The organism is Paenibacillus plantiphilus, assembly GCF_927798095.1.
GTDB classification, from domain to species: domain Bacteria; phylum Bacillota; class Bacilli; order Paenibacillales; family Paenibacillaceae; genus Paenibacillus_Z; species Paenibacillus_Z plantiphilus.
In genome coordinates this window covers 1-25,723 of record NZ_CAKMMF010000032.1, presented here as the reverse complement: position 1 = coordinate 25,723, position 25,723 = coordinate 1, and the positions used below count along the sequence as shown (strand labels likewise).

At 49.2% G+C, this 25,723-nt stretch carries 24 protein-coding genes, 1 pseudogene and 1 riboswitch; of the genes and pseudogenes, 10 read left to right on the top strand and 15 right to left on the bottom strand.

The window, feature by feature from the left end; translation table 11 throughout:
* The first annotated feature begins 126 nt into the window (after positions 1 to 126).
* The 4 genes from L6H65_RS22190 to L6H65_RS22175 are packed head-to-tail and all read left to right on the top strand — an operon-like array spanning position 127 to position 4,273.
* Positions 127 to 1,683 carry a spore germination protein gene (locus tag L6H65_RS22190; RefSeq protein WP_236344998.1) on the top strand — a complete coding sequence of 519 codons (1,557 nt, stop codon included), beginning with the start codon at positions 127 to 129 and terminating at the stop codon, positions 1,681 to 1,683.
* 16 nt (positions 1,684 to 1,699) lie between these two features.
* Positions 1,700 to 2,812 (top strand): GerAB/ArcD/ProY family transporter, encoded by a 1,113-nt coding sequence (locus L6H65_RS22185; RefSeq protein ID WP_236344995.1) that lies wholly within the window; start codon positions 1,700 to 1,702, stop codon positions 2,810 to 2,812.
* Positions 2,809 to 4,026 (top strand): Ger(x)C family spore germination protein, encoded by a 1,218-nt coding sequence (locus tag L6H65_RS22180; RefSeq protein WP_236344994.1) that lies wholly within the window; start codon positions 2,809 to 2,811, stop codon positions 4,024 to 4,026. Before L6H65_RS22185 ends, L6H65_RS22180 begins: the two co-directional genes overlap by 4 nt.
* Positions 4,027 to 4,048: 22 nt before the next feature.
* Entirely contained in the window at positions 4,049 to 4,273 is a 225-nt protein-coding gene (locus L6H65_RS22175) for a hypothetical protein (protein WP_236344993.1), read from the top strand.
* Between the two features lie 125 nt (positions 4,274 to 4,398).
* On the opposite strand, the gene L6H65_RS22170 is transcribed toward L6H65_RS22175, so the two are convergent.
* Entirely contained in the window at positions 4,399 to 5,595 is a 1,197-nt protein-coding gene (locus L6H65_RS22170; protein ID WP_236344992.1) for a KamA family radical SAM protein, read from the bottom strand.
* Positions 5,596 to 5,745: 150 nt separating this feature from the next.
* Positions 5,746 to 5,889, bottom strand: a riboswitch (cyclic di-AMP (ydaO/yuaA leader).
* Between the two features lie 191 nt (positions 5,890 to 6,080).
* Here L6H65_RS22170 and L6H65_RS22165 point away from each other — a divergent pair.
* Positions 6,081 to 7,700 (top strand): sensor domain-containing diguanylate cyclase, encoded by a 1,620-nt coding sequence (locus tag L6H65_RS22165; protein WP_236344991.1) that lies wholly within the window; start codon positions 6,081 to 6,083, stop codon positions 7,698 to 7,700.
* Positions 7,701 to 7,809: 109 nt separating this feature from the next.
* Here the strand turns inward: L6H65_RS22165 and L6H65_RS22160 are convergent, their stop codons facing one another.
* The 7 genes from L6H65_RS22160 to L6H65_RS26640 all read right to left on the bottom strand — a co-directional run bounded on the left by L6H65_RS22160 (position 7,810) and on the right by L6H65_RS26640 (position 14,121).
* Complete coding sequence (locus L6H65_RS22160) at positions 7,810 to 7,974, bottom strand: hypothetical protein (RefSeq protein ID WP_236344990.1); 165 nt, start codon at positions 7,972 to 7,974, stop codon at positions 7,810 to 7,812.
* 405 nt (positions 7,975 to 8,379) lie between these two features.
* Positions 8,380 to 9,813: an FMN-binding glutamate synthase family protein gene (locus tag L6H65_RS22155; RefSeq protein ID WP_236344989.1), complete on the bottom strand. Its 1,434-nt coding sequence runs from the start codon at positions 9,811 to 9,813 to the stop codon at positions 8,380 to 8,382.
* On the bottom strand, positions 9,800 to 10,075 hold the full coding sequence (locus L6H65_RS22150) for a hypothetical protein (RefSeq protein WP_236344987.1): 276 nt from the start codon (positions 10,073 to 10,075) through the stop codon (positions 9,800 to 9,802). The genes L6H65_RS22155 and L6H65_RS22150 overlap by 14 nt, the downstream gene beginning before the upstream one ends.
* Positions 10,076 to 10,162: 87 nt before the next feature.
* Positions 10,163 to 11,356: a Ger(x)C family spore germination protein gene (locus tag L6H65_RS22145; RefSeq protein ID WP_236344986.1), complete on the bottom strand. Its 1,194-nt coding sequence runs from the start codon at positions 11,354 to 11,356 to the stop codon at positions 10,163 to 10,165.
* Positions 11,340 to 12,440, bottom strand: coding sequence for a spore germination protein (locus tag L6H65_RS22140; RefSeq protein WP_236344985.1), 1,101 nt, complete (start codon positions 12,438 to 12,440; stop codon positions 11,340 to 11,342). The genes L6H65_RS22145 and L6H65_RS22140 overlap by 17 nt, the downstream gene beginning before the upstream one ends.
* Before the next feature lie 14 nt (positions 12,441 to 12,454).
* A complete protein-coding gene (locus L6H65_RS22135; protein ID WP_236344984.1) occupies positions 12,455 to 13,990 on the bottom strand; it encodes a spore germination protein in 1,536 nt (511 codons plus the stop codon).
* Positions 13,987 to 14,121 carry a hypothetical protein gene (locus L6H65_RS26640; RefSeq protein WP_290370464.1) on the bottom strand — a complete coding sequence of 45 codons (135 nt, stop codon included), beginning with the start codon at positions 14,119 to 14,121 and terminating at the stop codon, positions 13,987 to 13,989. The genes L6H65_RS22135 and L6H65_RS26640 overlap by 4 nt, the downstream gene beginning before the upstream one ends.
* A 344-nt stretch (positions 14,122 to 14,465) precedes the next feature.
* On the opposite strand from L6H65_RS26640, the gene L6H65_RS22130 reads away from it, so the two are divergent.
* Positions 14,466 to 14,813, top strand: a complete 348-nt coding sequence (locus L6H65_RS22130) for a PH domain-containing protein (RefSeq protein ID WP_236344983.1) — start codon at positions 14,466 to 14,468, stop codon at positions 14,811 to 14,813.
* A gap of 102 nt (positions 14,814 to 14,915) precedes the next feature.
* On the opposite strand, the pseudogene L6H65_RS22125 reads toward L6H65_RS22130, so the two are convergent.
* Both L6H65_RS22125 and modA read right to left on the bottom strand, forming a co-directional pair.
* Positions 14,916 to 15,310, bottom strand: a pseudogene (locus L6H65_RS22125) (molybdate ABC transporter permease subunit).
* Positions 15,311 to 15,318: 8 nt separating this feature from the next.
* Positions 15,319 to 16,173, bottom strand: a complete 855-nt coding sequence (gene modA / locus L6H65_RS22120) for a molybdate ABC transporter substrate-binding protein (RefSeq protein WP_371877756.1) — start codon at positions 16,171 to 16,173, stop codon at positions 15,319 to 15,321.
* A 96-nt stretch (positions 16,174 to 16,269) separates the two neighbouring features.
* Here modA and L6H65_RS22115 point away from each other — a divergent pair, with 96 nt between their 5' ends.
* A complete protein-coding gene (locus L6H65_RS22115) occupies positions 16,270 to 17,226 on the top strand; it encodes a helix-turn-helix transcriptional regulator (protein ID WP_236344982.1) in 957 nt (318 codons plus the stop codon).
* 357 nt (positions 17,227 to 17,583) lie between these two features.
* On the opposite strand, the gene L6H65_RS22110 is transcribed toward L6H65_RS22115, so the two are convergent.
* Positions 17,584 to 17,973, bottom strand: a complete 390-nt coding sequence (locus L6H65_RS22110) for a MarR family winged helix-turn-helix transcriptional regulator (protein ID WP_236344981.1) — start codon at positions 17,971 to 17,973, stop codon at positions 17,584 to 17,586.
* Between the two features lie 322 nt (positions 17,974 to 18,295).
* Between L6H65_RS22110 and L6H65_RS22105 the strand changes: the two genes are divergently transcribed.
* The 3 genes from L6H65_RS22105 (at position 18,296) to L6H65_RS22095 (ending at position 23,573) form a co-directional block, all read left to right on the top strand.
* Positions 18,296 to 22,570, top strand: a complete 4,275-nt coding sequence (locus L6H65_RS22105; protein WP_236344980.1) for a sulfite reductase subunit alpha — start codon at positions 18,296 to 18,298, stop codon at positions 22,568 to 22,570.
* Between the two features lie 176 nt (positions 22,571 to 22,746).
* Positions 22,747 to 23,031 carry a hypothetical protein gene (locus L6H65_RS22100; RefSeq protein ID WP_236344979.1) on the top strand — a complete coding sequence of 95 codons (285 nt, stop codon included), beginning with the start codon at positions 22,747 to 22,749 and terminating at the stop codon, positions 23,029 to 23,031.
* Positions 23,032 to 23,057: 26 nt separating this feature from the next.
* Positions 23,058 to 23,573 (top strand): hypothetical protein, encoded by a 516-nt coding sequence (locus tag L6H65_RS22095; RefSeq protein WP_236344977.1) that lies wholly within the window; start codon positions 23,058 to 23,060, stop codon positions 23,571 to 23,573.
* 97 nt (positions 23,574 to 23,670) lie between these two features.
* On the opposite strand, the gene L6H65_RS22090 is transcribed toward L6H65_RS22095, so the two are convergent.
* The 4 genes from L6H65_RS22090 to L6H65_RS22075 form a co-directional block, all read right to left on the bottom strand.
* The gene (locus tag L6H65_RS22090; RefSeq protein WP_236344975.1) at positions 23,671 to 24,114 is read right to left on the bottom strand and encodes an OsmC family protein; all 444 of its coding nucleotides are present in this window, start codon (positions 24,112 to 24,114) and stop codon (positions 23,671 to 23,673) included.
* 209 nt (positions 24,115 to 24,323) lie between these two features.
* On the bottom strand, positions 24,324 to 24,893 hold the full coding sequence (locus tag L6H65_RS22085) for a manganese catalase family protein (RefSeq protein WP_219874323.1): 570 nt from the start codon (positions 24,891 to 24,893) through the stop codon (positions 24,324 to 24,326).
* 52 nt (positions 24,894 to 24,945) lie between these two features.
* Positions 24,946 to 25,209: a spore coat protein CotJB gene (locus L6H65_RS22080; protein ID WP_236344974.1), complete on the bottom strand. Its 264-nt coding sequence runs from the start codon at positions 25,207 to 25,209 to the stop codon at positions 24,946 to 24,948.
* Entirely contained in the window at positions 25,202 to 25,432 is a 231-nt protein-coding gene (locus tag L6H65_RS22075; protein WP_236344973.1) for a spore coat associated protein CotJA, read from the bottom strand. The genes L6H65_RS22080 and L6H65_RS22075 overlap by 8 nt, the downstream gene beginning before the upstream one ends.
* Between the last annotated feature and the right edge of the window lie 291 nt (positions 25,433 to 25,723).

Below are 25,723 nucleotides of genomic sequence, written 5' to 3'. Positions count from 1 at the left end.
AAGCAAAATAACTATAAGTCTGGACAAATAGAGCCGATGCGGCAGAACGGGCACATATGCAAGGGGCTTTTTGGAAAAGATAAACCTCACGAAACCATTCTATACTTCATGTGATGAGGTGCAATCATGACAAAATCGTTCCGTGGGCCTATGAAACGAATGCCGTTCCACCGCCAAGCGCATATGCAGAGAGGCTCCGCTCCCAGCCCTATCTTGTCGCCTCATCTGAAGGACAATGTGACAGCGCTGCGCGCCATTTATTCGGAGGGCTCAGATGTCACATTTCATACCTTTCACATCCATCAAGCCGTTGAAGCTGTCCTCATTTTTCATTCCACATTATGCGACACCGAGCTGCTTGACCGCCAGATTCTTGGACCGCTTATTGCATGGAACCCGGACAGTCTGCTGATAGACGCCGCCGCTATAGCAGGTATATTGCCAATATCCTCATCTACAATAGTAGCCACACTTGAGGAGGCCAGCCTGAGCATCAGCGGCGGACATCCGCTCCTCCTTCTGGAGGGCAGCTCATGCGCGCTAACTTTTGGTCTTTCAAAATCCGAGCATCGCAATGTTGAAGAGCCCACAGCAGAGGCAACGCTTAGAGGCCCCCGCGAGGGCTTCACAGAAAGCTTGGCCGTCAATATCTCGCTGCTGCGCAAACGTTTGAAAAACCCCAATCTCAAGATGGTGAGCATCTCCATCGGAGAATATACCCGTACCACCGTCAGGCTCGCGTACCTGGAGGGAGTGATTGAGCCTTCCATCGTTAAGGAAGTCATGCGCCGACTGTCTGCCATTGAAACTGACGGCATTCTGGAGAGTGAATACATTGAGGAATGGATTACCGACCAGCCCAAATCCCCCTTTCCGCAAATGCTGTCAACCGAGCGTCCTGATGTAGTCTGCGCTAATCTGCTGGAAGGACGGTTTGCTCTGCTTATTGACGGAACGCCCTTTGCGCTCGTCGCTCCCGTCACGCTGTTCTCCATGCTGCAATCGGCTGAAGATTACTATCAGCATTTTATAATGAGTGTTTTCGTCCGCTGGCTGCGTTATTTGTTCTATATTTTGTCGCTGCTGCTGCCCTCCGCTTATGTTGCCATTACTACCTATCATCAGGAAATGATTCCGACCGTGTTGCTTCTGAGCGTGGCCAAGGCGAGAGAGGAAATTCCTTTTCCCGCATTAATTGAAGCACTCATTATGGAGATCGCTTTCGAGGCGCTGCGAGAGGCTGGAGTACGGCTGCCCAAGCAGGTCGGCGCTGCCGTCAGCATCGTAGGCGCGCTCATTATCGGACAAGCTGCCACATCGGCAGGCATTGTATCTGCGCCCATGGTCATCATTGTAGCTACGACAGGCATCGCTTCCTTTATGATCCCCCGCTATTCCGCTGGTCTTGCCTCTCGTCTGCTGCGGTTTCCAATCATGCTGCTGGCAGGTACTCTTGGCCTGATCGGGATGATGCTCGGAATGATTGTAATCGTCATTCATCTATGCGGACTGAGATCCTTCGGCGTTCCCTATCTCTCTCCAATGACGCCAACCTCCTCGGGGCTATGGAGAGATGTGTTCTGGCGGTCACCTATATGGGCCAACCGAAACCGCTTGCGAGGGAGGCATAATGGAATCAAATCTGGCACACCGATCATCGCCAGACAATCCAGCAAGAAATAACGGGGGTGCTCGGGCAATGATGAAACAGGGGGAAATATCGCTGGCGCAGATGAACATTATGATTTATCCCGCTATATTGGCTACCTCCATTCTGTCCGTTCCCAGTATTACGATGGCTCATGCCGGTCATGATATGTGGCTCTCCCCCTTCTGGGGCTCACTGGTCGGCTTGCTTACCGTATTCGTCGCTCTGGGTCTGAACAAGCTCTATCCCGACCGTACGATGATCGAAGCAAGCGTATCTATTTTGGGAGCTGTTCCGGGCAAGCTGTTCGGTCTGATCTATATGTTATACCTCCCCCATATTACGGGGCTGATCATTCGCACCTATGGTGAATTCATTATTAGCAATGCGCTGCCCCAAACCCCGATGTACGTCATTATGGGTACTATGGTGCTGGTCTGTGCCATCAATGTCCGTTCAGGCATTGAGGTTATTGGAAGAAGCGCTCAAATTTTCGTCGTGCTGTTTATTTTTCTGGCTGCATTCCTGTTCGTGCTGTTAATTGGAGAGCTTCACCCCGCAGACCTGCTGCCCATTGGGGAAAAGGGACTGCGGCCGTCGATTGTCGGAGCGCTTGCGCCCGCAGCCTGGTTCAGTGAGTTTATTCTCATCGCCTTTCTGCTCCCGTTCGTGCACAATCGTAGCAAGGTTGTCCGCAAAAGCATGCTGTCCGTTCTATATGTCACACTCTCCATGGTTGTCACCAATGTCGTATGTCTGCTCCTGATGGGCGATATGACAGCAAGCTTCGTCTATCCTGTTATGATTGCTGCCCGTTACATTACAATTGCCGACTTCATGCAGCATCTCGAAGCACTTGTAATTGCCCTCTGGATATCCGGTATTTACGTCAAAATCTCTACCTTTCTGTACATCTATTCGCTATCCATCGCCCAGTGGCTTGGCATGAAGGACTACCGTCCGGTCGTGATTCCGACAGCATTCCTATGTACAGTATTTGCCTACTGGATTGCTCGCGGCAAGTCGGATATAAGCAGCATGATCAGCGCTTCTGCCAATATTTATACGCTTGTCATGCTGCTTATACTGCCAGCTCTGCTGCTTGGAATCGGGGCAATTAGAAAAAAAATCCAGAAACAAAGAAAAGGACAGACATCCCCATGACGGCGAGAGTGACTGCTTGTCTATCGCGAATTGCTGCACTGACACTTTCCCTCTCCATGATCGCTGTAACGCTGACTGGCTGTTGGGATCGGACCGAAATCAATGATCTGGCCATCGTACTCGCCTTAGGCATCGACAGCCCGGAGGGCAAGGGAATTCTCTTGTCCGCACAAATCTACAGCCCTCGCCAAAGCGGCGGAGGTAGTCCGAGCGGCAGCAGTGAAGGCACTGCCAGCGGAACTACAATCGTAAAAAGCGCGAATGGCAGCAATCTGGCCGAGGCTATGAGCCGGCTGCAGAGAAAGTTATCCCGCCATGTGTTCTGGGGACACTCCGAGGCTGTCGTCATCGGACAGAGCGCTGCCAAACGCGGTCTGCGCGAATATCTCGATTTCCTGCTGCGCTATTCCCAATTCCGTGAGCATGCATACGTTTATGTCAGTCAGCAGCCAGCTAAAGAAATACTGGCGCAGCTGCCTTCGCTGGAGCGCAGCTCGGCCGAAGCGATGCGTGAGATGGGCATTATGAAGCTCGGTGCAAGGGTCACCATTCTCGACCTGGCCAAGTCGATAGAGGGCCCCGGGCAATCAGCCGTCCTCTCCCGTTTGAAGATACCTCCCCCGGAGGAGGGAAAGGACAAGCTTGCTTCCATCCCCTATATTCGAGGTCTCGCGCTCTTCAAGAAAGCTGCTTACATCCGCACGATCACGGAGCCCTTAAGTATAGGCATGTTAATCATGTTGAATCAGCTGGAGGATATTGTCTTCAGCGTACAGCCCGATAATAATAGCAAGGGCGTTGTTGCCATTAAGCCGTCCACCATCAACACAACATTGACTCCGCGCATCCGTAACGGAGTATGGAGCATACAAGCTCATGTGAAGGCAAGAGGCGATATTGTGCTGAATACGACTGATCTGTCGCTCGCTGCTCCTAATCAAGTGAAAGACATTGAGAAGCTTTGGAAGGAAAAAATGACCGGTATCGTTCAATCGGCCATCAATCTTGCACAGAAGGAGCTCAAGACTGATTTTTTCGGCTATGCTGCTGAATTCCGCCGCCATTACCCCAAGCAATGGAATGCCAATCTCTCCAAATGGGAGAGCATCTATCCCAATATCGAGACTGGACTACAGGTGGACGTGCTCATTATGCGGTCGGGAAAATCTGAAAGCCCGCAGGGCGTGCCGGACGAAACCATCATTCACAAATAACGGGCGATAGGAGCGATTTTATATGAAATGGATGGCTGCTGCTGGTCTTTGCCTGATCGCGGGCTTGATTATATGGGGAGAGTACAAGGCCGCAAAGGAACAGAGATCCAGGCTCGCCATTCTTGTCATTACAGCGAGCGCATTCGTGCTGGCTGTCACTCTGCTCATCAATCCCGAGCTGCCGGGACCTACTGAATTTATGAACCTTATGTTTGACGGGCTATCCAAGCGGTTCGGACTCCAATAACGCAAAAAAGAGCTGCCCGCAGTACAATTCAATCCAGCATGCGGCAGCTCTCTATAATAGTGCTCTCAGATGATGCGACGAACCGCTTCATTATGTATTCGGTCCGTGTTGTTTGGATTCGTCTGTCAAGGCACTTGATCGATCAGCTGTTTCTTTATTTTGCCTCTCTTCTCGGGAAAATCCGGAAGCTGGTTGACAGAAACAATCTGCTCCGTTTTCTTCTCGGGCTTGCTCCAGTAAGCCTCATTTCCCGGCAGATCGTCAAACCAGGAGGCCTCCTGCGGGCAATCCAGTATCATGAAATTTCCATATTGCCCCTCGCGGGATTGATGATACTTCAAATAAGCTTTGCCATTCTCGATTGCCAATATTTCAATCTTTCCTGATGTATGGCTCATGACAAGTCGAACACGCTTGCCCAAGCCGGAAGTGCGGCCCTTCGCTTCCTCAACGAGTCGATAGACCTGTTCCAGGGAAAGGACGAATTCACGGTTGCCTGCTACAGGCCGGTTGACGAAGAAATAATAGGGAGTAACGCCAGCCCACGATAGTTTGTCCAGCAGCTCGCCCAGAACTGCGGGATCATCATTAATGCCTTTCAGCACAGGCGTCTGGTTGACTACGATAGCACCGGCATCATGCAGTGCCTGAAAGCCTTGTTTGGCTTCGGATGTAATTTCACGGGGATGATTGATATGCGCCATGACGTAGATTCGCTTCTCGGGTGTGGAGTAAGTGCGAATCACTTCCAGCAATCTCGGATCCTCATAGATCCGCATGGGGTTGAATACAGGGATTTTGGAGCCGAATCTAATAATTTTGACATGCTCAATCTCGCGCAGCTGGCGGAGAATCATTTCTATTTTCCCCGTATCCAGAATAAGACTGTCGCCTCCGGTAAGCAGCACATTGCTAATCTCGGGATGCTCCTTAATATAGTCGATGCCTTGCTGGACATCGGACATCGCTTCCTTGACATCGTTGCGGAACAGCCGCTTGCGGAAACAATACCGGCAGTAAGCGCCGCAAACCTCGGACACGATAAGAAGCGCGGTGCTCCCATATTTGTGCTGACAGCCGGGCACGACATAATTCGTATCCTCATCCGACGCGTCCCAGCGCCCGTATTCCAGCAGCTCTCCTTCGCCGGGGATGATAAGCTTGCGAATCGGGTCCTGCGGATCATTCCAATCAATGAGGTTCAAATAGTAATCATTGACGCGAAAAACAAACTTTTCAGTTATTGGCTTGAGTCGCTCTCTCTCGGCTTCGGACAGCATGGTCAACTTGTCAACATTCATTATATATTTTGCTTTGGCCAATATTTTTCCCCCTCTACGCGATTTGTGCAACGAATGGAACAGCAAAAAGACCTCCAGTCCGGGGTCTTGGCACAGCTCCGCCAGCAGGGGTCTAGAAATAAACAGAAAAAGACCCTTAACAAGGGCCTTAGCGTCTCAATTAAAATATGAAACAGACCCATCCACTGCTGACGAGGTTAGCTGACGGACTCGGGTAAGATGGTACCCTACACTCATAAAAAAAGTGATTCGCCCCAAAAGAACTGGTTCCCCCGCTTTCCGGAATGACACCCGGAAACTAAGCGTGTGTCTATGGTAAAGGCAATATAATGAATTGTCAATATATTTTCATCATTCTAAACCTGCTTTCATCTATTTCGAAAACCATGTAAAGTTACATGAGGCGGCGTCAGTTCCGGCTTTGACAGGTTTTTGGCGCATGATGTCGAATTAGTAAGAGAGCATGAAATACGAATGAAACTGCAACTAACGAGGGGATTCCAGACATGCAGCAGCTTTACCAGAACAAATTTATGAAACGAAATCGTGTTAGTTTGACCACGCTTCTAACCGGGTTGGTTTCTCTATCCGTTATTATGACCTTGACGATCCTGCTTATTTCTTCCTATCAGTCCAAAAAGCAGTCCTTGTTTGAAACGACACTTAACTTGAATCTGTCCAACGCGGAGAAGATGAGTCAGACCGTGGACTCTTTGTTTATTTCGATGAGGGGCAGCTTGCAATATAACGCTGGCATTTTTGCTGATATTACCGCTATGGACGATAAGGATATCAACCGCCATCTTGAGCTAATGCGGCACAGCAGCAACTATTTCAATTCCATTATTATTGTGGATGAGACGGGGCTTGTTCAAAGTGTCTCCCCCCAATCAATCGGTTCTCGCGGTAAAATGATTGCCGGAGCCGCAGCAAAGGATGCATTGGCTTCAAGAAAGCCTTATGTCTCCAAGCCATACACGACGACCACTACAGGCCGACTTATCGTATTTATGAGCGAGCCCTTGTATGACCACGAGGGCGTTTATCGCGGGTTTATCGGCGGGACGCTCTATCTTCAGGAAAACAACATATTGAATATGATCTTCGGAAGCACCAGCAGAGACGATACGGGCTCCTATTTCTACATCGTCGGGTCTGACGGCCATTTGCTGTATCATCCTGACAAGGAGCGGTTAGGTGAGGATGTCAGCGCCAATAAGGTCGTTCACAAGCTGATGCAGGGCCACAGCGGACATGAACAGGTAGTTAATTTGAAAGGAGTGAACCTGCTCGCGGGATATTCCAATGTTCCGGCTAACGGCTGGGGTGTTGTAGTAGTCTCACCGACCAGTATGATCTATGAACAGTTAATGCGGCATATTACAACGATTGTGCTTTATACATTGCCGCCATTCGCTATCTTGATGCTGGCAGTTGTCCTGCTCGCACGCAGATTGGCCAAGCCCTTCGTTGCTCTCGCCAATCTCATCAGCACAGTAGGCACTGAGAAATTCAACCTCCCAGAGAGAAAACGGCATTGGAACCGAGAGGCTGACCTGTTGACGGAAGCGATCATTCTGGCATTGGCTGATTATAAAAAAGAAAGGGATCAGCTGACACATGATGCCATCACTGATCCGTTGACAGGCTTAATGAACCGCAGAACGCTAGATGCCATCATGAATCAATGGACATTAGAGCAAACGCCGTTCGCAATCGTCGTATTGGACATCGACAGATTCAAATTGGTGAATGACACCTACGGACACCAAGCCGGAGATGAGGTATTGAAGTTTCTAGCGGCTGCAATGACAGCAGCTGCCCGCTCCACTGATGTGTGCTGTCGATATGGCGGTGAGGAATTTGTCATGCTGCTTCAACATATGACAGACAACGACGCCTATGAGGCAGCCGAAAAAATTCGCCAATCGCTTGAAAAAACACGAAGCCCTATTGGCAAGCCGATTACAATCTCGCTCGGCATCGCCCAATATCCGGCGCATGCCGATTCCCCGGATGAACTGTTCCATCTGGCGGATCAGGCGCTCTATCAAGCCAAGGAATCGGGAAGAAACAAGACCGTCGTCGCGGGGGCTGCGATGAAGCAGCATTCGCTGAATCGATAGCGAACAGGATGCCGGGCTAACGAACAGAGTCACCTGGCAAGGGGGATGTTCTTCCGATCGCGAGCGCTTACGCTTCCCCAAAATCATTCCCTCTGCTCTGTTTCGGACCCTATTTTATGTGCAAAAGCAGCCTCCTATCCTGTATTAAACGGGTTTGGAGGCCGCTTCTCTTTAAAGGATGCTGCTGGTCGTTGATATTGCCTGCCTGCTTCAGCCGTTTGGCTATCTGCTTGAACTCGTCCGCCGAAATTCCCGGCGCAAACTCTTCCTCCATCGAAGGCGCTTCCTCAATCGGAAATCCCTCCGGAGCGCCCTTCAGCACTTCGAGCGGAAGGCCGTCCTATCCGGCTCCTTGTACTGACCATTGACCAAACGCTAGCAGGCGAAAAATTCCACCGCTTTCGCTATAAGCGGGTATTTCCGTGTTACAGCATGGAAAAATGGTGCGCCGTGCGCTGTAAGACGGAATAATCCTCTTATAGATCGCAACGAGGCGCAGTTACTACTTCCGCTATTGCTGTAAGCAGGAATTTCCGTGTTACAGTACGGAATAACGGCGCGCCCGGCGCCGTAAGACGGAATAATCCTCTTACAGATGCTACGTGTCAAGCCTGAGAGTACAGTTGCAAATCAGAAAACTCGGCGAATCCTGCCCCAAATTCAACTCGTGAGGATATTTCTAGTGGAGGCTGGAGTCAAATTGCTCGCTGGAGTCCTTGGCGCCAATATGATCGGGATGCGGCATAGTGAATGGGATCGCGCTTAACGCTTCCGCCTGCTGATCCGCCGCTGTCCATCCCCATTGTATACCGGTCGTACGGGCGACGTCGGCATCGAGTGTGCACAAGTCGCTCTTCGAGATGTCGGAAAGCGAGGTTCTGCCGAGCGACTGGGCAACCTGCTCCATTTCCATGACACTGGCGTTCAAGTAACGCAGCAAGCTGCGGGCCCCAGCGTCGACGTCCAGCTCAGATGTCATCTTCCCCGTGTAGACGACAAGGCTTGTCGCTGCTTCGAATGGCGCGGTTTTAACGAGCTGTTCCCCGATTAGAGCCAGAATCGCGGCTGTTCCAATGTAAACGGCATCAGCCCCTAGCGCCATCGCTTTCAGCATGCTGCCAGGGGTAACCAGCCCGCCTGTCGCGATCAGGCTAACCTTGCCGGTTGCTCCTTTGCGCGCCAAATAATGCGAAGCGCGGGTAATCGCAAACAGCGTTGGCAGACCGACATCGTCCTGCAGCGTTGGAGCGCCTCCATGCGTTCCGCCCTCTGCTCCATCCAGCGTCAAGAAATCGACTCCCGCTTCAAGCGCGATCTGCAATTCCTTCTCCAAATGATGTGTAGCAGCGATTTTCAACCCAACAGGCACACCGGTTTCATGTCTGAGCCGCCTTACAAGCTGGATGAAATCATCTGCCGTATTCACACCGGGAAGCCTGGAATGAATAATGGCTGGCTCCCCTTCCTTCAGCTCGAATACTTCCCGGTAATCCTCCCCAATGTTCTTGACCGAGGTACGTTGCGAGGCAGAGCCCTGCGCTCCTTGGCCGAGCTGAATTTCAATCGCATCCAGCTGTTTATATTTATCGGGCGTATTCATCCATCCGCCCCGGTTATATTGACCAATAAACAATTGAGCCGCTTCCCGCTCTTCCCTCATCAGTCCCGCTTCGCCGGAGTTCGTGGCCGTTCCGGCCGCAGTCGCTGCTTTGGCAAGAGCGAGCTTGGCGCTCTTGCTCAGAGCGCCTCCGAACGACATCGCAGCGATCATAATCGGAATCGCGATCGTCAGCGGCTTTCTGGCGAGCGGTCCAATTGTGACAGAGGTTTCAATACGCACCTGCTCCGGTGTCGGCATGCGGAACAAATGAACAGGACTGAACAGCAGGCTCTCCCAAGGGGAGAAGTGGATATAGCTTCCGAGCGGCCGGGGAATCGGCGTTCCTTGCGAGGAGCGCATAAGAATTTCCGTGAAATTCGGAAATCCGACTTTTCGCCCAACCGGAATCATTGCCGCCATATTCTCCGTATATTGATCCTTGATTAAGCGGGATAACGCTTCATCCATAGCCTCATTCATGACATTGCGAACCATATTCTTAATGAATTTCATCTCCGGCTCCCCGATCCATATTGCGTATCATCCCATCGATTTGCTGGGACATGTTCAGGCACATCTGCTTTACAGCACCAAGCTGCCGGGCGGCGCTTTGCTCCTCTACCGCAATATCAACCAGCTCCTTCTGATCAAAGTTGGTCAGCTTCTGGTAATGCTCGTGTTCGACGCTTGCTAACGTACCGCTAATCGTTTCGATCCGGACTATCTCCGCATGCAAATAATGAAGCACCTGCTTCATATCATTCGTTTCAAGCATTTCATGGTCCCCCTTCGGTTTTGTTCCCTTATAATGTGGCCTGTTTCCTTGAAGGCCATTCATTGGGAGCCTGCCTGCCCTGTGACCCTAATCGATCAAACTTCCAAACTCCGTTATTTTCAGCTTTACCTTGTAATGGATCAGAGATTGGCTGAATACCGAATCCCAGTCCTTCTTCACTGACTGCCACAATCGGGGATGCTCGATTCGAACATGGCTGCCAAAGCCAGCGACATCCACCCGATACTGCTGCTGCATCTTCTTAATCGCTTGATCGATCAGCCTACGGACCTTCTGTTCAAAAATAGCTTCAAGCTCCTTCGTCGCAGGCCGGTTAAAAATAGAAGCATGGTTCCATAATTCGATTAGCCGGCCCTCGGACTCAATATTCACATCAAACGATAACTTCTTGCCGTCTGCACGAGATTTGATTGTGCTTTTCATCGACTTCATCTCATAGGCCATTGATCTGCCGGAATCGTTGTGATCATAGGCTTTGACCAGTCCGCCCTTGCCGCTGCCTGTCAGCCAGACGAGTCCCTTTAGCTCCTCTTCACTGAGATAGCCGATAAGCTTCTTCGTTTCCCCTTTTATTACAGCAGCGCCTGAGAATTTAATTTCTCCCTGGGCGGACAAAACATTTTGCAGAATAAAGCTTGTCCCGGATTGCAAATAACCCTGCAGCTTGGAAAGCGATACCGAGGGGATGACCTCAAGTGTCCGATTCCGATTATCCAACATGCCAACCAACCGGAAAGCAGGGATACCGCCGGGGACCTTTGTTTCAAGCGTCTTCCTCGCCTCCCCTCTGCTCACCACCACAAAACAGCTTGGTCTGATATCATTATCCCGATAAAAGAAATCCAGCATATCGTCGAGCCGATTAGCCCGCGCCAGTCCTCCGCTAATGACAACGATCTTCATATGATGACCGATAACAGGCTGATCCCTTCTTGAGGCGAACTCGCGAAAAATCTCGAATACAGAATCACCCGTTCCTGCCGTATTAATAAACGGCTTCTGGTCAGTTTTCGTGGACTGGTCGCTACTGCTGGAAGATTTCGATGAAATGATTTGGAGCGTTGCGGTGACCTTGTCGATATTTTTTTCTGCCGAGCCTTGCTCCCTCAATTGCTGCTCTTCAGCGGTCACCTCGCCTTTATCCAGCGCGATTCCCACATATACGCTTAAATCCTCGATCTCATTGCTGCTCCAGCAGCCGGTTAATAACAACAGCCACAGCATGACAAAAGCCCGTTTGAGATTAGGATACAGTCCCATCCTTCTTTCCCGCCTTCCATTTGGACAGAATGAGCAGCAGCAGCGGAAGCAGACCAAACAAGCAGAGAGCAGTAAGGCCCAACATATCTCCGAGCTTGTTTAAATCTTTGAGACTGTGCGGTGCCATTGATAAAATATAGATAACAGGCAGCAGCACGGTAATGACGGATTTCAGATTCCTTCCGGTCAGCTGTGCAATACCCAGAGCTGAGGCATAACAGGTTATGGTGAAAGTAGAATATATCTGCATAATCCAGATGACCAGCAGGAAGGATTCGAAGCGCTCGAAGATGAGTCCCGACAATTCGAAGCTTCGTATCAAATCCATTGTCGGCCATGTTTTCGTTACAACACCATCTACAGTCAGTGCTCCAATAACCATAACGACAGTCGTGACATAGAACGCAGTCGGAATCAATATCCCCGCGATGACAGATTTGGCAGCTTTCTCGGGCTTTTTCATAAATGCCTGCAGAACGATAATGGTCTCGAAGCCGATAAAAGAGAGCAGGGCCGGTTCAATTCCTTTAAGCACCGGTGTCATGCCTAATCCCAGCACCGGACGCATATTGTGAATATCGAAGATGCCGAAGCTAAGAAACATCGTCAGAAAAAAAATAATGCCCGTGATCGGAAGTATGACCTCGCACAGACGGGCTAATGCACTCACTCCCCCGCGAATCAAATAGCCTCCCACCCACAGAAAGGGCATGATGATGGCCCATGACGGGGTCCCCTCTAACAGATAGAGCCCTGTCACCTCAGACAAAGCTCTAACCTCGAAGGAGGCCACCAGCATAAAATAAACAATAACAACCAAACTCAGAAATGCTCCAATCCATCTCCCGGTAATTCTGCTGACGTATTGATAGAATGTCTGGCCTCTGTATCTCAGCCCTAATCTCACCAACACCATTCCAAACAGAATGATGACGAATCCACCTACCATAATACTGAGCCATACATCGGGCGTGTGCGCCGCGTTCACAGTAGTACGGGGAAGGGTGAGAATCCCTGCTCCGAGCATCGCATTGATAATGACGACTGCAACTTGGGCCGGCGTTATATAATCATTCTCATCCATGAGACAGCAACCCCCTAGCCCTTCCGTTTCGTGTTCTTGGTATGGAGCAGCTTAGGCCTGCTTTTCATAAACGGAATGGGAGCACGAATGAAGAAATCCTTCCAATCGCTTATCCGAATGGATGAAGCAGGACTGGCATAAGGAACGCCGAAGCTCTTGAGCTTGACCATATGGCTGCAAAGCAACAGGAAAAACAGCACAACGCCATATAATCCAAGCACAGCCGAACAGAACATAGCGATGAAGCGAAGCATCCGCAGCGTGATGCCGGCATTGTATTGAGGTATCGCAAAGGAGGAAATAGCCGTCACTGCCACCACGATGACCAGAATCGGACTGACGATGCCCGCTTGTACAGCGGCTTCACCGATGACCAGTCCTCCAACAATTCCCATAGCAGGCCCGATCGGCTTAGGCAAACGCAGTCCCGCTTCCCTCAATATTTCAATGGAAACCTCCATAATCAACGCTTCCACCAGTGAGGAGAAGGGGACTCCTTCTCTCGTTCCAAGAATCGACATTGCCAGCTTCGTCGGAATTAATCCCGGATGAAACGAGATGAACGAAATATACAGCGCAGGTACAAGCAGTGAATTCAATGCAGCCAGCAGCCGGAGAAGACGAAAGAGCGTGCCCGAAATCCAGCGTTCAGCGTAATCCTCCGGGGATTGCAGAAGCATGCTGAACGTGACGGGAGCAATAAGCGCGAAGGGTGTTCCATCAAGCAGAATGCCAACCCTGCCTTCCACCAATGCCGCCATGACTCGATCCGGTCTCTCTGTGCTTTGAAGCTGTGGAAAGGGGCTAAGATAACTATCCTCGATCAGTTGTTCCACATAACCGGATTCATGAACCATATCCATGTCGATTCCGGCTATTCTCCGCTTAACCTCCTCAACCAATTGCGGGTTAGCGATCTCCTCCATATAAGCAATGACAAGGTCCTTCTTCACTCGCTTGCCGACCACGAACCGCTCGATGCATAGCTCATCACATTTGCCCTGCTGCCGCAAAATAGCGATATTATCGCTCAATAATTCGGTGAATCCGATTCTAGCCCCTCTTACAACCGCTTCGGATACCGGCTCTTCCAGCGATCTGGCCTTTCCTTTGGTTGTACCGAGAATGAGGGCTTCCTTTGATCCGGCGATTAGAAGTGCGGTGCTGCCTGCCAATACTGCGGTCATAACCTCCTGAACACGCGACTGTGCCGCCCATTCACTGACCGACAGAACGTTATTGATGAGGAATGAGCCCGATACCGTCCCCTCCGCATAGGAGGCGTCCCCTTCATATCTTTCGGCAAAATTGGACATCAATGGCCGGATGATATTGTTCTGAATCTCGCTATTGTTCGACAGACCTTCTATGAAGACAATCGCTGCACGAACATCTGTATGACCGATATGAAGCTCGCGAATGCGTGTATCAGAATGGCGCTCGCAACATTTTTGAAGCAGCTTAAGATCACTCACTAAATCTCCTGTGAAGTTCGATTCCTGCAACCGTTGTTCCGATTCCTCCGATCCGCCGGAGTGTCCTGCTGTCATCTTTCTGTCTCCTGCTTACTAATCCGGCCGTAGAAAATTGACAATACAAACGGAACTAGAAATACGATGACAGCCTGTACAAGCACTTCCCAGCCTGGAAGGTACGCAGCCAGTGTCCTCCACATCATCATTGATCCTCCTGTCAGCCATTTCTTAGCCACCCCGAAACATAGGTGCGACAGTTAGAATTTTCCCATCATACCCATTATTTATTCAGGAGAAAGCTTCACCCAGACAACAGGAGATCAAACTTGCCCCTCGATGAATGCTCTTCATACTACTTCATATTCATATATCATGGGTGGCAGATTAGTCGATGGCTACGATAATACGAGTGGCAATTACGGCAGGAAAACAATTACAAAACTTGGTGCATTATCATTATTGAAGAAAACTGAAAAATCTCCTGTTATTATGTCGCAAAATGGCTTAAAATCACTTTAAGGATTCATAGATACGAGGGGGGACAACGCGAATGGAGAACATTATTTGGGAAGGAAAGCCATTCAACTTTGGGTTTCCCAGCTTTACGAAATATGTAATAACGGATACGAGAATTATTGTTGAGAAAGGGCTGCTGACCAAGAAGCGCGAAGAAATCCGTCTGTATCGGGTACGTGACATTGCCACGAAACGGAATCTATTCGAGCGTATGCTAGGCATTGGTGATATTACCGTTATCTCGACAGATACTAGCCAACCGGAGTATATATTGCGCAATGTTCGAAAATCTACAGAGGTCGCTGATGCTCTGGGCATGGCGGCGGAAAATTCACGCATCAAGCACCGGGCAGTAGAGGTAACAGAAGTGAACGAAGGCTGAATCCTGCTATCATACGGCAAACCGCTCGATTATACCTCGAAGCGGTTTTATTTATTTTCTGAAAAACGAGTATGTCGGAGCCCTTCCTCCTACTGCCACATATTAAGAGCTCCTCCGAACAGTAAATAGCAGTATGAAAGATAGTGCAATAATAGCGCCTGTCCATGCCCATGCCATAGTCGTATTGCCCGAATCGACCGCAACGTAAATAGCGGTTGGAATCGTCTGTGTCTTGCCAGGAATATTCCCCGCAATCATCAGTGTAGCTCCGAATTCCAGCTTCGTCGTCCCAGCATAACAAGCAGCAAAAAGCCTACTACCGTTGGCGGAAGCACCAACGGCAGCATGAATAGCGTTTCAATTATGATCTTGCCTTTAAACGAGCGGCGGGACATCCACCATGCAATGATCATACCGATCAGAACGACAACTACGCTCGATAGCAATGCAATTTGTATGGATAGCCGGATCGGCTGCCAAAATTCATGCCCATTCATAAGTGCCTCTACTGGTTCGAAACAGAAAAGCCATATTTAACAAATACGTCAAGCGCTTCTTGTGATTGCAAATACGTATAGAAATCCTCGGCTTCCTTGGCATGCTTAGTCGCTTTTACGATACCGATCGGATATTGAATCGTCTTATAAGTTGCTGCATCAACCGCGAAAGCGACTTTTACTTTATCGGATGTTAGCGCATCTGTTTTGTAAACGAAGCCAGCATCTGCATTTCCGGTTTCTACATATTGCAGCACCTGTCTGACGTCCTTCGCCTGTACGGACTTGGATTGCAGAGCGTCCCACAGCTTTGCATTCGTCAGCGCTTCCTTGGCATAGTTGCCGGCAGGCACGCTTTCCGGAATGCCAATGGCCAATGTTTTCACTTCCGCTTTCGTTAGATCGGCTACATTGTCAATCGGCGTTGTGCTGTCTGCCGGCACTACAACAACAAGCTCATTTTTCAGCAAATTCGTTTGTTGATTCGCATCAATCAGCTGGCTGTCAACGAGCGCCTTCATGTTCTTAACTGCCGCAGACAGGAATAAATCGGCTGGCGCCCCCTGCTCGATTTGCTGCTGCAGCGCACCGGATGCGCCAAAGTTGAAGCTAAGCTTAATATGCTGATTAGCGGCCTCATATGCTTTCTGAATTTCCGTCAAAGCATCAGTCATGCTCGCTGCTGCCGAGATCGTCAGCTCTACCGTTTCGGCTGGCTGCTGGTTGGACGAGACTGCACCTTCCGCCGAACCGTTCTTGCCCGCATTGCTATTCGTATTTGGTGCTGTGCCGCAGCTAGCAACTACCAGAGCCATTGCAACAATAATAGAGAGAAACAGGCAACCATTAATCGTTTTTTTCAACACACGATAACCTCCTAAGGACAAAACGTCCGCTTCTTAATATGGTACAATAATAATGATAACGAACAGCCAACAAAGCGAATAAGGAGGAGCGCCATGTCCAGCGATGTCTCGTATACGACCGAAGAACTTGCCAAGCTATTGAAAATATCCAAGCTGACCGTGTATGACCTTATAAAAAAGGGCGAGCTGCCTTCGTACCGGGTAGGCAAACAGATGCGTGTGGACTCCGCCGACCTTGAAGCCTACAAGCAGCGAGCCAAAGGCGTACCTATTAATGAGCGCCCAGCAGCAGCAGACCAGCCCGCGCGATCATATACGCATACGCAAGCCTTCCATACAGGGCTCCGGCCCCTCGTTATTACGGGTCAGGACCTTAGTCTAGATATTCTAGCAAAGCATATAGAAAAAAATATAGACGGCATTCGACCGCTGCGCGCTTATGTCGGAAGCCTTGACAGTCTGATCTCGATGTATCGCGGCGAATCCGACATCGTCAGCACTCATCTGCTCGATGGCGATACAGGCGAATACAACCTTCCCTATATTAGAAAGCTGCTCGTCGGCTCCTCCTATATCGTCGTCAATCTGCTTTCCAGAAATGCGGGTCTGTATGTCAAGCAGGGCAATCCGCTGTCGATTAAGGGCTGGTCCGATCTAGCCGCTCCAGGCTTGCGAATTGCGAATCGGGAGAAGGGCTCCGGCGCCCGTGTACTGCTGGATGAACAGCTCCGTCTGCATAGTATCAAGCCGCAGCAGCTTCATGGTTATGAACAGGAACAAAACAATCATCTCGGTGTAGCTTCAAAAGTGGCATCAGGTGAAGCAGACGTTGGCGTTGGAATAGAGAAAGCAGCTGCCATTGTAGGGAACATCGACTTTATTCCGTTAATTCAGGAGCGTTATGATCTCGTCATGCTCAAAACCGCAAACAACCAATCGTGGATTCAATCTCTCCTCCACATTCTCGGATCAGATGATTTCAAGAAGGAGCTGCAGAACATTACAGGCTATGACTTGACACGAACTGGCGAAATATTGCTGGAAACGTAAATACGGTCATCCTTATTGGCGGCATCCTCGTTCGAACAAAACTTCTTTTCTAAATAAGAACAGAGAGCAGAAGCTCATGACCCGATCTTCTGAACAACTGTTCTTCTTGCGTTGTCTCTGCATTTCTCTTGCCACCCCATCCTTCCCCACTCAAATCTAAACCACATCAAATATATCTAAACCATATCATCCTTCATCAATATATATCGTTTTACGACATAAAGCAATAATTTTTATGCCTTATGTCAGTTTTCCTAACATAATCAACAAGCATTGGAGTTGATATAGCAACACAACAACAAAAAGAGAGTGTCTCTCAGCAGGTTGCTGCTAGTGACACCCTCTTTTTTTTGCAACTTAAAACGCAAGCAAGCCCGCTCTTTTTAATTCTTCGACATGAATTTCGGATAGCTCCTCCAAAATGTCCATTCCGGATTCTGTCACACGTATAAAAATACTGCGTCCATCCTGCGGATTCGGCAATCGCTGCACGAGCTCAAGCTCCTCACAGCGCTTTATAAGCTCCACACAAGCATGCGGAGTGATTTGCAGCCGCTCTGCCAATTCCTTAGGTGTAGCCTGTTCCCTTCCGGGAAACCCCATAATAGACAACATGAGCTGGTGATACTGCGGGGTAAGGCCCTTGCTTCTTGCAGCTTCCTCGCTAAAACGAATAAACTTTCGGATCCGATATCGAAACGATGCGAGCTCTTCATATACATTTTTGGGCAACCGATTCCTGGTCATGTCCAGCTCCTAACATTAAGAAGGATTACCTCCAGTCTATATCAATCCAATTGCGCAGACAATTAAAAACAAGGAAGCGTCACCTATCCACAGCAAGCAGAATCTTATGTGAGATTATCTAACTCAATATAAAGGATTTAGATAGATGTCCAAAAAAAATTCTAAATTCATGTTAGACAACTTAACATTTGCTTATTGACTTGAATCGTAGTGCGATATATATTTGAACATATCTAGTTATAAATAGTTATGTTTAGTTTCTAAATCACTGAGACACAGGCCTCTATTTTGCTTATATTACGCTCCATGTTGGTGGTGAACCATGATGACAACAACCAAATCAGTAAAAAGTGTATGCCCCTATTGCGGCGTTGGATGCGGAATCGTGCTCGAAGTAGAAGCCAACCGTGTCGTCAAAGTGACCGGTGACAAAGAGCATCCTACCAATTTCGGAAGGCTCTGCACCAAGGGCAATACCTGCGCACAAGCCATTACAGAATCGGGCCGAATGGAATATGCCTACGAGCGTCCCGTCCGCAGGGGCGAGCCGAGAAAAGTCGGCATTGACGAGGCTATCCGCAAAACTGCCAAGCAGCTTCGCGCCATTCTCGATGAACATGGCCCTGACGCCCTATCCTTTTATGTATCCGGTCAGATGTCATTGGAGTCGCAATATCTGATTAATAAATTAGCGAAAGGCTATGTAGGCACGAACCATATCGAGTCGAATTCCCGTCTATGCATGGCCAGCGCCGGCAGCGGCTATAAGCTGTCACTCGGAGCGGATGGCCCGCCCGGCTCTTATCAGGACATGGACAGCAGCGATTTATTTTTCGTTATTGGAGCCAATATGGCTGATTGCCATCCGATTTTGTTCTTGCGTGTTATGGACCGAGTTAAAGCGGGCGCCAAGCTCATTGTAGTTGACCCTCGCCGAAATGCTACAGCAGATAAAGCTTCGCTATATATGCAAATCAAACCTGGCACTGACCTCGCTCTTCTTAATGGCCTCTTGCATCTGCTTGTGAAGAATAACGATATCGATCCTTCTTTTATTGCTGAGTTCACTTCTGGATGGGAGGATATGCCCGGCTTTTTAGAGGATTACCCGCCCGATAAAGTTTCTGAAATTACCGGCATTCCAGAGGCTGATATTCGCCAAGCAGCCGCCTGGATTGGCTCGTCGCCCGAGTGGATGAGCTGCTGGACGATGGGCTTGAACCAAAGCACGCATGGCACCTGGCATACGAATGCAATCTGCAACCTGCATCTGGCAACCGGAAAAATCTGCCGCCCCGGCAGCGGTCCGTTCTCGCTTACGGGTCAGCCCAATGCGATGGGCGGTCGCGAGATGGGGTACATGGGCCCCGGCCTGCCGGGACAACGTTCTGTTCTGGTAGAATCGGAACGCTATTTTATGGAAGACATGTGGAAGCTGCCGCGGGGCACGCTCAGAACGACGTTCGGAACAGGCACGGTCTCCATGTTCGAAAGCATGAAGTCTGGGGACATCAAGGCTTGCTGGATTATATGCACGAATCCCGTAGCCACGGTTCCCAATCGCAACAACGTTATCGCAGGCTTAGAGGCTGCTGAGCTCATTATTACGCAGGATGCTTTTCTCGATACAGAGACCAATCGATATGCGGATATTATGCTTCCAGGCGCATTATGGTCCGAGGCCGAGGGTGTTATGATCAACTCCGAGCGAAATTTGACATTGATGCAGCAAGCGGTACAGCCGCCGGGCGAAGCGCTGCCGGATTGGCTTATCATTGCCCGCGTTGCTTGTGAAATGGGTTATTCCGAGGCATTCACATACACGTCCTCAGAAGATGTCTATCGTGAGATTCAACAAGCTTGGAATCCCAAGACTGGTTATGATATTCGGGGCGCTTCCTACGAGTTGCTGCGTGAAACTCCCCTGCAATGGCCATGTGCTACGGCAAGCCAATCTGACCGCAGCCCAATCCGCTATTTGAATGATGGCATAAGTCAAACCTTGAAGGTGCGCGAGGATGGCAGCCGTCCACGTCTTGTATTTCCGACTGAAAGTGGCAAGGGCATCTTTCTAGCTCGTCCCTATGCGCCGCCTGCCGAGCTGCCGGATATGGATTATCCACTCATCTTGAATACAGGCCGTTTGCAGCATCAGTGGCACACCATGACCAAGACAGGGAAGATTGCGAAGCTGAATAAACTGAACCCCCGCCCGTTTATTGAAATTCACCCTGAGGATGGAGCACTCCTTGGCATAAATAATGAAGATCAGGTCGAGATTCGCTCAAGACGCGGACTTGCAATATTGCCCGCTGTCATTACCGATAGAGTTCGTCCAGGCAATTGCTTCGCCCCGTTTCACTGGAATGATGTATTCGGCAATAATCTCGCAATCAATGCTGTCACCAATGATGCCATTGATCCGATATCCTTTCAGCCGGAGTTCAAATTTTGCGCAGTATCGCTAGTCCGTGCTGTCAGCCCTGCAAAAGAAAAGCTTGCCGATTCATCTCAACCAGGAGCCGCAGTCTCTTATTCGGCATCCAGCGCCGAGAGCAGCATCCAAAAGGAGGAAATTTATATGGCCAAAGTTGACACACTTGCCAGCATGCTTGGCATTGAAGCCGCGTCCGCCATGACACTGGACAGCCATGAGAAAATGTATCTTACTGGTTTTATTACAAGCTTGCGGACCGATGAGCTGCGGCCTGTGGCGGGCGTTCCCGTCCTGCCTCCTACTGCGCCGCTTGAGACGTCCAAGAGATTCTGGCTCGATGGCATGCTTGCAGGCATGTTCTCTCGAACCTATTTGCCAGAACCAGAGCACGCCCCGCCACTGGCGACAACTCATTCCATGCAAGCAACACTTGCTCCGCCGGCTCCTTCATTACAACCAGATGCAGCTCCTTCGGCTCAAACGGACACATCCCACTCCTTGCGCATAATGGTGCTGTGGGCTTCACAAACCGGTAATGCCGAGGAAGCAGCCCAGAATTGCGCTAATAAATTAAAAGCAGCAGGACATCATGTCCAACTCATGAATATGGACAGCTGTTCCATGGAGAGCCTTGCTTCCGAGAAGCTTGTTATATGTATGGCAAGCACGTTCGGAGCCGGTGATCCGCCGGATAATGGCGCTGGCTTCTGGCAATCGCTCCAAGCTGACAGCGCTCCACGGATGCCCGGGCTGCGTTATGCCGTGCTGGCCTTCGGCGACTCCAATTATGATCTGTTTTGCGGATTTGGACGCAGCCTTGACGCTCGTTTTGCACAGCTGGGCGCACAGCGCCTTATCCCGCGCATCGATTGCGATACTGACTTTCAGGAGCAAGCCGACGCGTGGATGGCCTCACTTGCCAAAGAGCTTGATAGCGCCGCCCATGCCGATGAAGCTTCAGCCTCGCTCCCAATAGCCCTCAGCACAGTGAACCAAACCGCACAACCCGCTGCTGCCGAGGAGTCTGCTTTACTACGCAGCTATAGCCGCAAGCAACCATTCCCGGCAACGATTATTGCCAACCAGCGTCTTAGCAAAGAGGGCTCGGAGAAAGAAACGCGCCATTATATTTTCAACCTGACAAACAGTGGGCTGGACTATGAGGTTGGCGATGCTTTAGGTGTCTGGCCGACAAATTGTCCAACGCTCGTCGAGGAGATCCTGCGTGCGGTCAATCTAGATTCCTCCGAGCTTGTGACGGTCAAGGAACAAGGGACACTTCCGCTAGCCAAGGCTCTTGCTCGATATTGCGATATTTCTCGAATAACGACCGGTATCCTGAAAGCTGTCCAAGAACGGATTAATAGCGATAGGCTAGGGACTCTTCTGAAGAGCGAGAACAGCGCAGAGCTGAAGCAATGGCTGTGGGGGCGCCAGATCGTCGATCTCTTGCAGGAGTTTCCTTTATCCATCAGCTCAAATGATTTTGTTGGATTGCTCAAACCAATGCAGCCTCGAATGTATTCGATTTCCTCCAGTCCGACAAGGAATCCTGACGAAGTGCATATTATCGTCTCTACGGTGCGCTATGCGTTCAACGGCAACGCCAGAAATGGCGTTTGCTCCGTCTTTCTGGCTGATCGTGCTGAGAAAGCGTCCGAGGTGCCTATCTTTATTCAGAAGACCTCTCATTTCAAGCTTCCTCCCAATCCAGATACGCCAATCATTATGGTTGGACCTGGAACTGGTGTCGGGCCTTTTCGCGGCTTCCTTCAGGAACGTCAAGCTACCCGTGCTACAGGGGGAAATTGGCTTTTTTTCGGTGAACAAAGAGCGGAAGATGATTTCTATTTCCAAGAGGAGCTGGAGAATATGCAGCGGGACGGCATTCTTCATCGCCTCGATACGGCGTTCTCACGTGATCAGGGCGAGAAAATTTATGTTCAACATCGAATGGAAGAGCATGGAGCAGAGTTATGGTCATGGCTACAGGCAGGCGCTCACTTCTATGTATGCGGGGACGCCAGCAGAATGGCCAAGGATGTCGATGCCGCGCTGAAGCAAATCATCCAGCAGCACGGCGGTAAAAGCAAGCTGGAAGCGGAGCAATATGTGAAAGATATGACTCAGGCCAAACGATATGCCCGTGATGTATATTAGTCAGATATGGCAGCAGCAATCTAGCAAGCTTGGAGGAATCATTATTAGAGTGGATGCGGCTCTCAAGCATTACTAATTTTACATTTGTAAACATTTTATATTTTTATTTACAACTTTAATGTGCTGATGTATTATTATTCACTGAAAGCTGACAAAAAATATGTGATATGAAGATTATGTATGAAGAGAATCACCGTTACAGTTACTGCACTGATTTTGGTATATTAACAGCAACACCATTCGCTCTTGCGCAAGGTAATCAGACTGCAGTACAGGAGGAGCAGGTATACGAAGCACCAACTGCTGAAAAGTTCGTAAAGTCAAAATATGAAAATAGGAAATTTAAGAGAGCGGATATTAATTCGGTGGAATATTATGTATTTGTTCATAATATTCCTTGGGAAGAAGATCAGGAGATTGCAAAAGATTCTAATTACTTGAAATATTTCAGGTTTGAATAAATCATTATGGTGATTGAGGAGAATTCGTGTCTAAAAAACTTATCTTTGGTCTAGTTTCAGTACTTTTGGTCTCGTTCATATTCGTTACTTACTTTGTCAGATTCAATCATGAGATTCATGTATCTGCCATCGATGAGAAAACGTTAAGCAGCAATGATAACTGGATCGAGAGCATTCGAAACACGGCTCATGATCGAAGTAAGATGCTTGAAATTCACGATGTCAATCCAAAATTGCTGGAGAAAGATGGAGAGTATAAATTAATCATGGTTACATTCGAAATTGACAATCGGAATTTCTGGTCAATGGATAATGTTAGATTTGATTTTGAACCATCTGAAAAGATAAAGAACGATATCGTTGTTTTCTCGGATGAGCCAGTAATGAGGAACATTGAACACCGAAGTCGTGGATTGGTTAGTTTGCATCTTTTAGTCAAGATATCCGACCAGAATGCAAATACTGATCCAAAAAAATTAATAAAAGACAGCATAGCCATTGTAAAGTGGGGCAAGTCGGGCAAAAAAACAATAACGCTATAACGAAACCCAAAGCGGCCTCAGTCTGATGTTCCATCGGACTGAGGTTTTTTCGCATACAATTCTTATTGTTGATATCGCGTGAGAGCCGAATTAATCATCAGGATTCAATGACAATACCGCTTAATTGAAGTTTAACTGTATTCGCAATCGTGTCTCCTACGGGGCATGTCTGCTCCAGAAATTCGATGAACTGCTCAACACGTTCCTTGGGCGATTCCGTTTTAATATGGAACGTATAACGAATATCAGAATAGCCGGGACGGACATCTGATCTCTTGAAGAACCCGTCCAGATCAAGGTCACCCTCAAGCTCTACCCAGAAATCATCAAGCTGAATATCAAACTTCTTAGCGTATACTCTCGCTACAATGGCTTGGCACGCGCCCAATGAGCCGAGCAGCGCCTCCACAGGATTCGGACCTGTATCTGTTCCGCCCAAGCTTCTGGGCTCATCGATTGTGAATTCGAAATTTCTGGAGCGTACCTTTACAACTACACCCTCCTGCAAATGTGCTGACGCTTTAAAAGTAGTAATTGGCATTGTGAATGTCTCTCCTTATGCAAATTTTGTGTTCTTCAATTATAATAACATATAATTCCGATTGTTTTAATATGTTTTTATTAGTGACAGCAACTAATAAAACCACCTGCCTATAATCGGCAAGTGGCGAATTCCCTTTATAAGATTGACAGCCACCTACAGGGGTGACCAGAAAGCGTACTCTTCTTTTGTGCAACGCAGACAGCGCATCAATAAATCTTCTTCGTATCCCGATCCGCTTTAATAATCTCGACCGCTTCCTTGAAGCGCATGGCATGAACGATCTCCCGCTCGCGTAGAAACTTCAAGCTATCCTGCAAGTCCACATCATCCGTCATATCGATAATCCATTGATAGGTCGCCCGCGCCTTCTCCTCGGCGGCGATATCCTCATAGAGATCAGCCAGCGGATCGCCTTTGGATGCGATGTATGCGGCAGTCCACGGGACGCCAGCAGCATTATTATAGTAAAGCGCGCTGTCATGATTGGCATAATGCTCTCCCAATCCGGCCTCTTGAAGCTGCTGAGGCGTCGCATCCTTCGTCAGCTTATAGATCATCGTGGCGATCATTTCGAGGTGCGCGAATTCCTCTGTGCCTATATCAGTCAACAGTCCGACCACTTTGTCCGGGATCGTATACCGTTGATTCAAGTACCGCAGCGCCGCAGACAGCTCTCCATCCGCTCCGCCGTATTGCTCCACCAAATATTTTGCCGTACGCGGACAGCACTTGCTTACCCGAACGGGATACTGCAGCTTCTTCTCATAGATCCACATCCTTGCCCATCCCTCCCAAACGCACTTCTATGTTCTGCATCACGCTCTTCCACTACACCTGCCAAGGCCATGGAGTCTCAATCCATTGCCACGGATATTTGGAGTAGCTATGTCCAAATTGCATAAGCGGCCCATACAGCATCTCAAATTCATGTGCGCACTGCTGCCGCTGCTTTGCCAGCTGATTAAACTGCTGAATCGCCTGCAGATCATTGGGATGCGTATCCAAATAAAGGGTCAGCTCAACCAATGCAAAATCAAGCTGCTGCAGCTCAAGGAGCTTGCTATAATAATTCGCATCCAGCTTCTTATTCATTGCCTGCCCCCTTGCCGCATTTCGATTCATAAGGGCTGAACAGAGCCGGCCATAACGTGCCGAACCTGAGCGCGTCTTGAAGCGAAAATTGCTGCAGTCCCATTGGCTGAAACGGAATATACTGGTTTGGCGGAACATAATAAGTTTTCACATATATAGGCGGACATGGGTCAAACGGGCCGATAAACGGGTACCAATCGCGAGTTTGCTTAACAACATTCACCTGCGGTTCCCTCCTTGTTCAATCGGATTTCTCAATTCCTCATCCTATGACAATCGCCCAGTTTTGGTTCTATAATGTGTATTCTCATCAAGGTGGAAGTAGAAGACTGATGGGCCGCTTTCAAAAAAATCAGGCTGTCCTCAAGTGCCCTCCCCGTCAATCATTGGGACTGGACCTCTGTCAAGAAAGTAGACACCAACTAACGTTGCTTACAAATGCTTTTATAGTACTCAGCTTCAAATCGGTCAGGAGATAGGTAACCCAATGAACCGTGGATTCGCTTCCGGTTAT

Excerpts from the sequence above, each read along its gene's own strand:
- L6H65_RS22190 (WP_236344998.1), top strand. The coding sequence starts at position 127 with ATGACAAAATCGTTCCGTGGGCCTATGAAACGAATGCCGTTCCACCGC.
- L6H65_RS22185 (WP_236344995.1), top strand. The coding sequence starts at position 1,700 with ATGATGAAACAGGGGGAAATATCGCTGGCGCAGATGAACATTATGATT.
- L6H65_RS22180 (WP_236344994.1), top strand. The coding sequence starts at position 2,809 with ATGACGGCGAGAGTGACTGCTTGTCTATCGCGAATTGCTGCACTGACA.
- L6H65_RS22175 (WP_236344993.1), top strand. The coding sequence starts at position 4,049 with ATGAAATGGATGGCTGCTGCTGGTCTTTGCCTGATCGCGGGCTTGATT.
- L6H65_RS22165 (WP_236344991.1), top strand. The coding sequence starts at position 6,081 with ATGCAGCAGCTTTACCAGAACAAATTTATGAAACGAAATCGTGTTAGT.
- L6H65_RS22160 (WP_236344990.1), bottom strand. The coding sequence starts at position 7,974 with ATGGAGGAAGAGTTTGCGCCGGGAATTTCGGCGGACGAGTTCAAGCAG.
- L6H65_RS22155 (WP_236344989.1), bottom strand. The coding sequence starts at position 9,813 with ATGAAATTCATTAAGAATATGGTTCGCAATGTCATGAATGAGGCTATG.
- L6H65_RS22150 (WP_236344987.1), bottom strand. The coding sequence starts at position 10,075 with ATGCTTGAAACGAATGATATGAAGCAGGTGCTTCATTATTTGCATGCG.
- L6H65_RS22145 (WP_236344986.1), bottom strand. The coding sequence starts at position 11,356 with ATGGGACTGTATCCTAATCTCAAACGGGCTTTTGTCATGCTGTGGCTG.
- L6H65_RS22140 (WP_236344985.1), bottom strand. The coding sequence starts at position 12,440 with ATGGATGAGAATGATTATATAACGCCGGCCCAAGTTGCAGTCGTCATT.
- L6H65_RS22135 (WP_236344984.1), bottom strand. The coding sequence starts at position 13,990 with ATGACAGCAGGACACTCCGGCGGATCGGAGGAATCGGAACAACGGTTG.
- L6H65_RS26640 (WP_290370464.1), bottom strand. The coding sequence starts at position 14,121 with ATGATGATGTGGAGGACACTGGCTGCGTACCTTCCAGGCTGGGAAGTG.
- L6H65_RS22130 (WP_236344983.1), top strand. The coding sequence starts at position 14,466 with ATGGAGAACATTATTTGGGAAGGAAAGCCATTCAACTTTGGGTTTCCC.
- L6H65_RS22115 (WP_236344982.1), top strand. The coding sequence starts at position 16,270 with ATGTCCAGCGATGTCTCGTATACGACCGAAGAACTTGCCAAGCTATTG.
- L6H65_RS22110 (WP_236344981.1), bottom strand. The coding sequence starts at position 17,973 with ATGACCAGGAATCGGTTGCCCAAAAATGTATATGAAGAGCTCGCATCG.
- L6H65_RS22105 (WP_236344980.1), top strand. The coding sequence starts at position 18,296 with ATGATGACAACAACCAAATCAGTAAAAAGTGTATGCCCCTATTGCGGC.
- L6H65_RS22100 (WP_236344979.1), top strand. The coding sequence starts at position 22,747 with ATGTATGAAGAGAATCACCGTTACAGTTACTGCACTGATTTTGGTATA.
- L6H65_RS22090 (WP_236344975.1), bottom strand. The coding sequence starts at position 24,114 with ATGCCAATTACTACTTTTAAAGCGTCAGCACATTTGCAGGAGGGTGTA.
- L6H65_RS22085 (WP_219874323.1), bottom strand. The coding sequence starts at position 24,893 with ATGTGGATCTATGAGAAGAAGCTGCAGTATCCCGTTCGGGTAAGCAAG.
- L6H65_RS22080 (WP_236344974.1), bottom strand. The coding sequence starts at position 25,209 with ATGAATAAGAAGCTGGATGCGAATTATTATAGCAAGCTCCTTGAGCTG.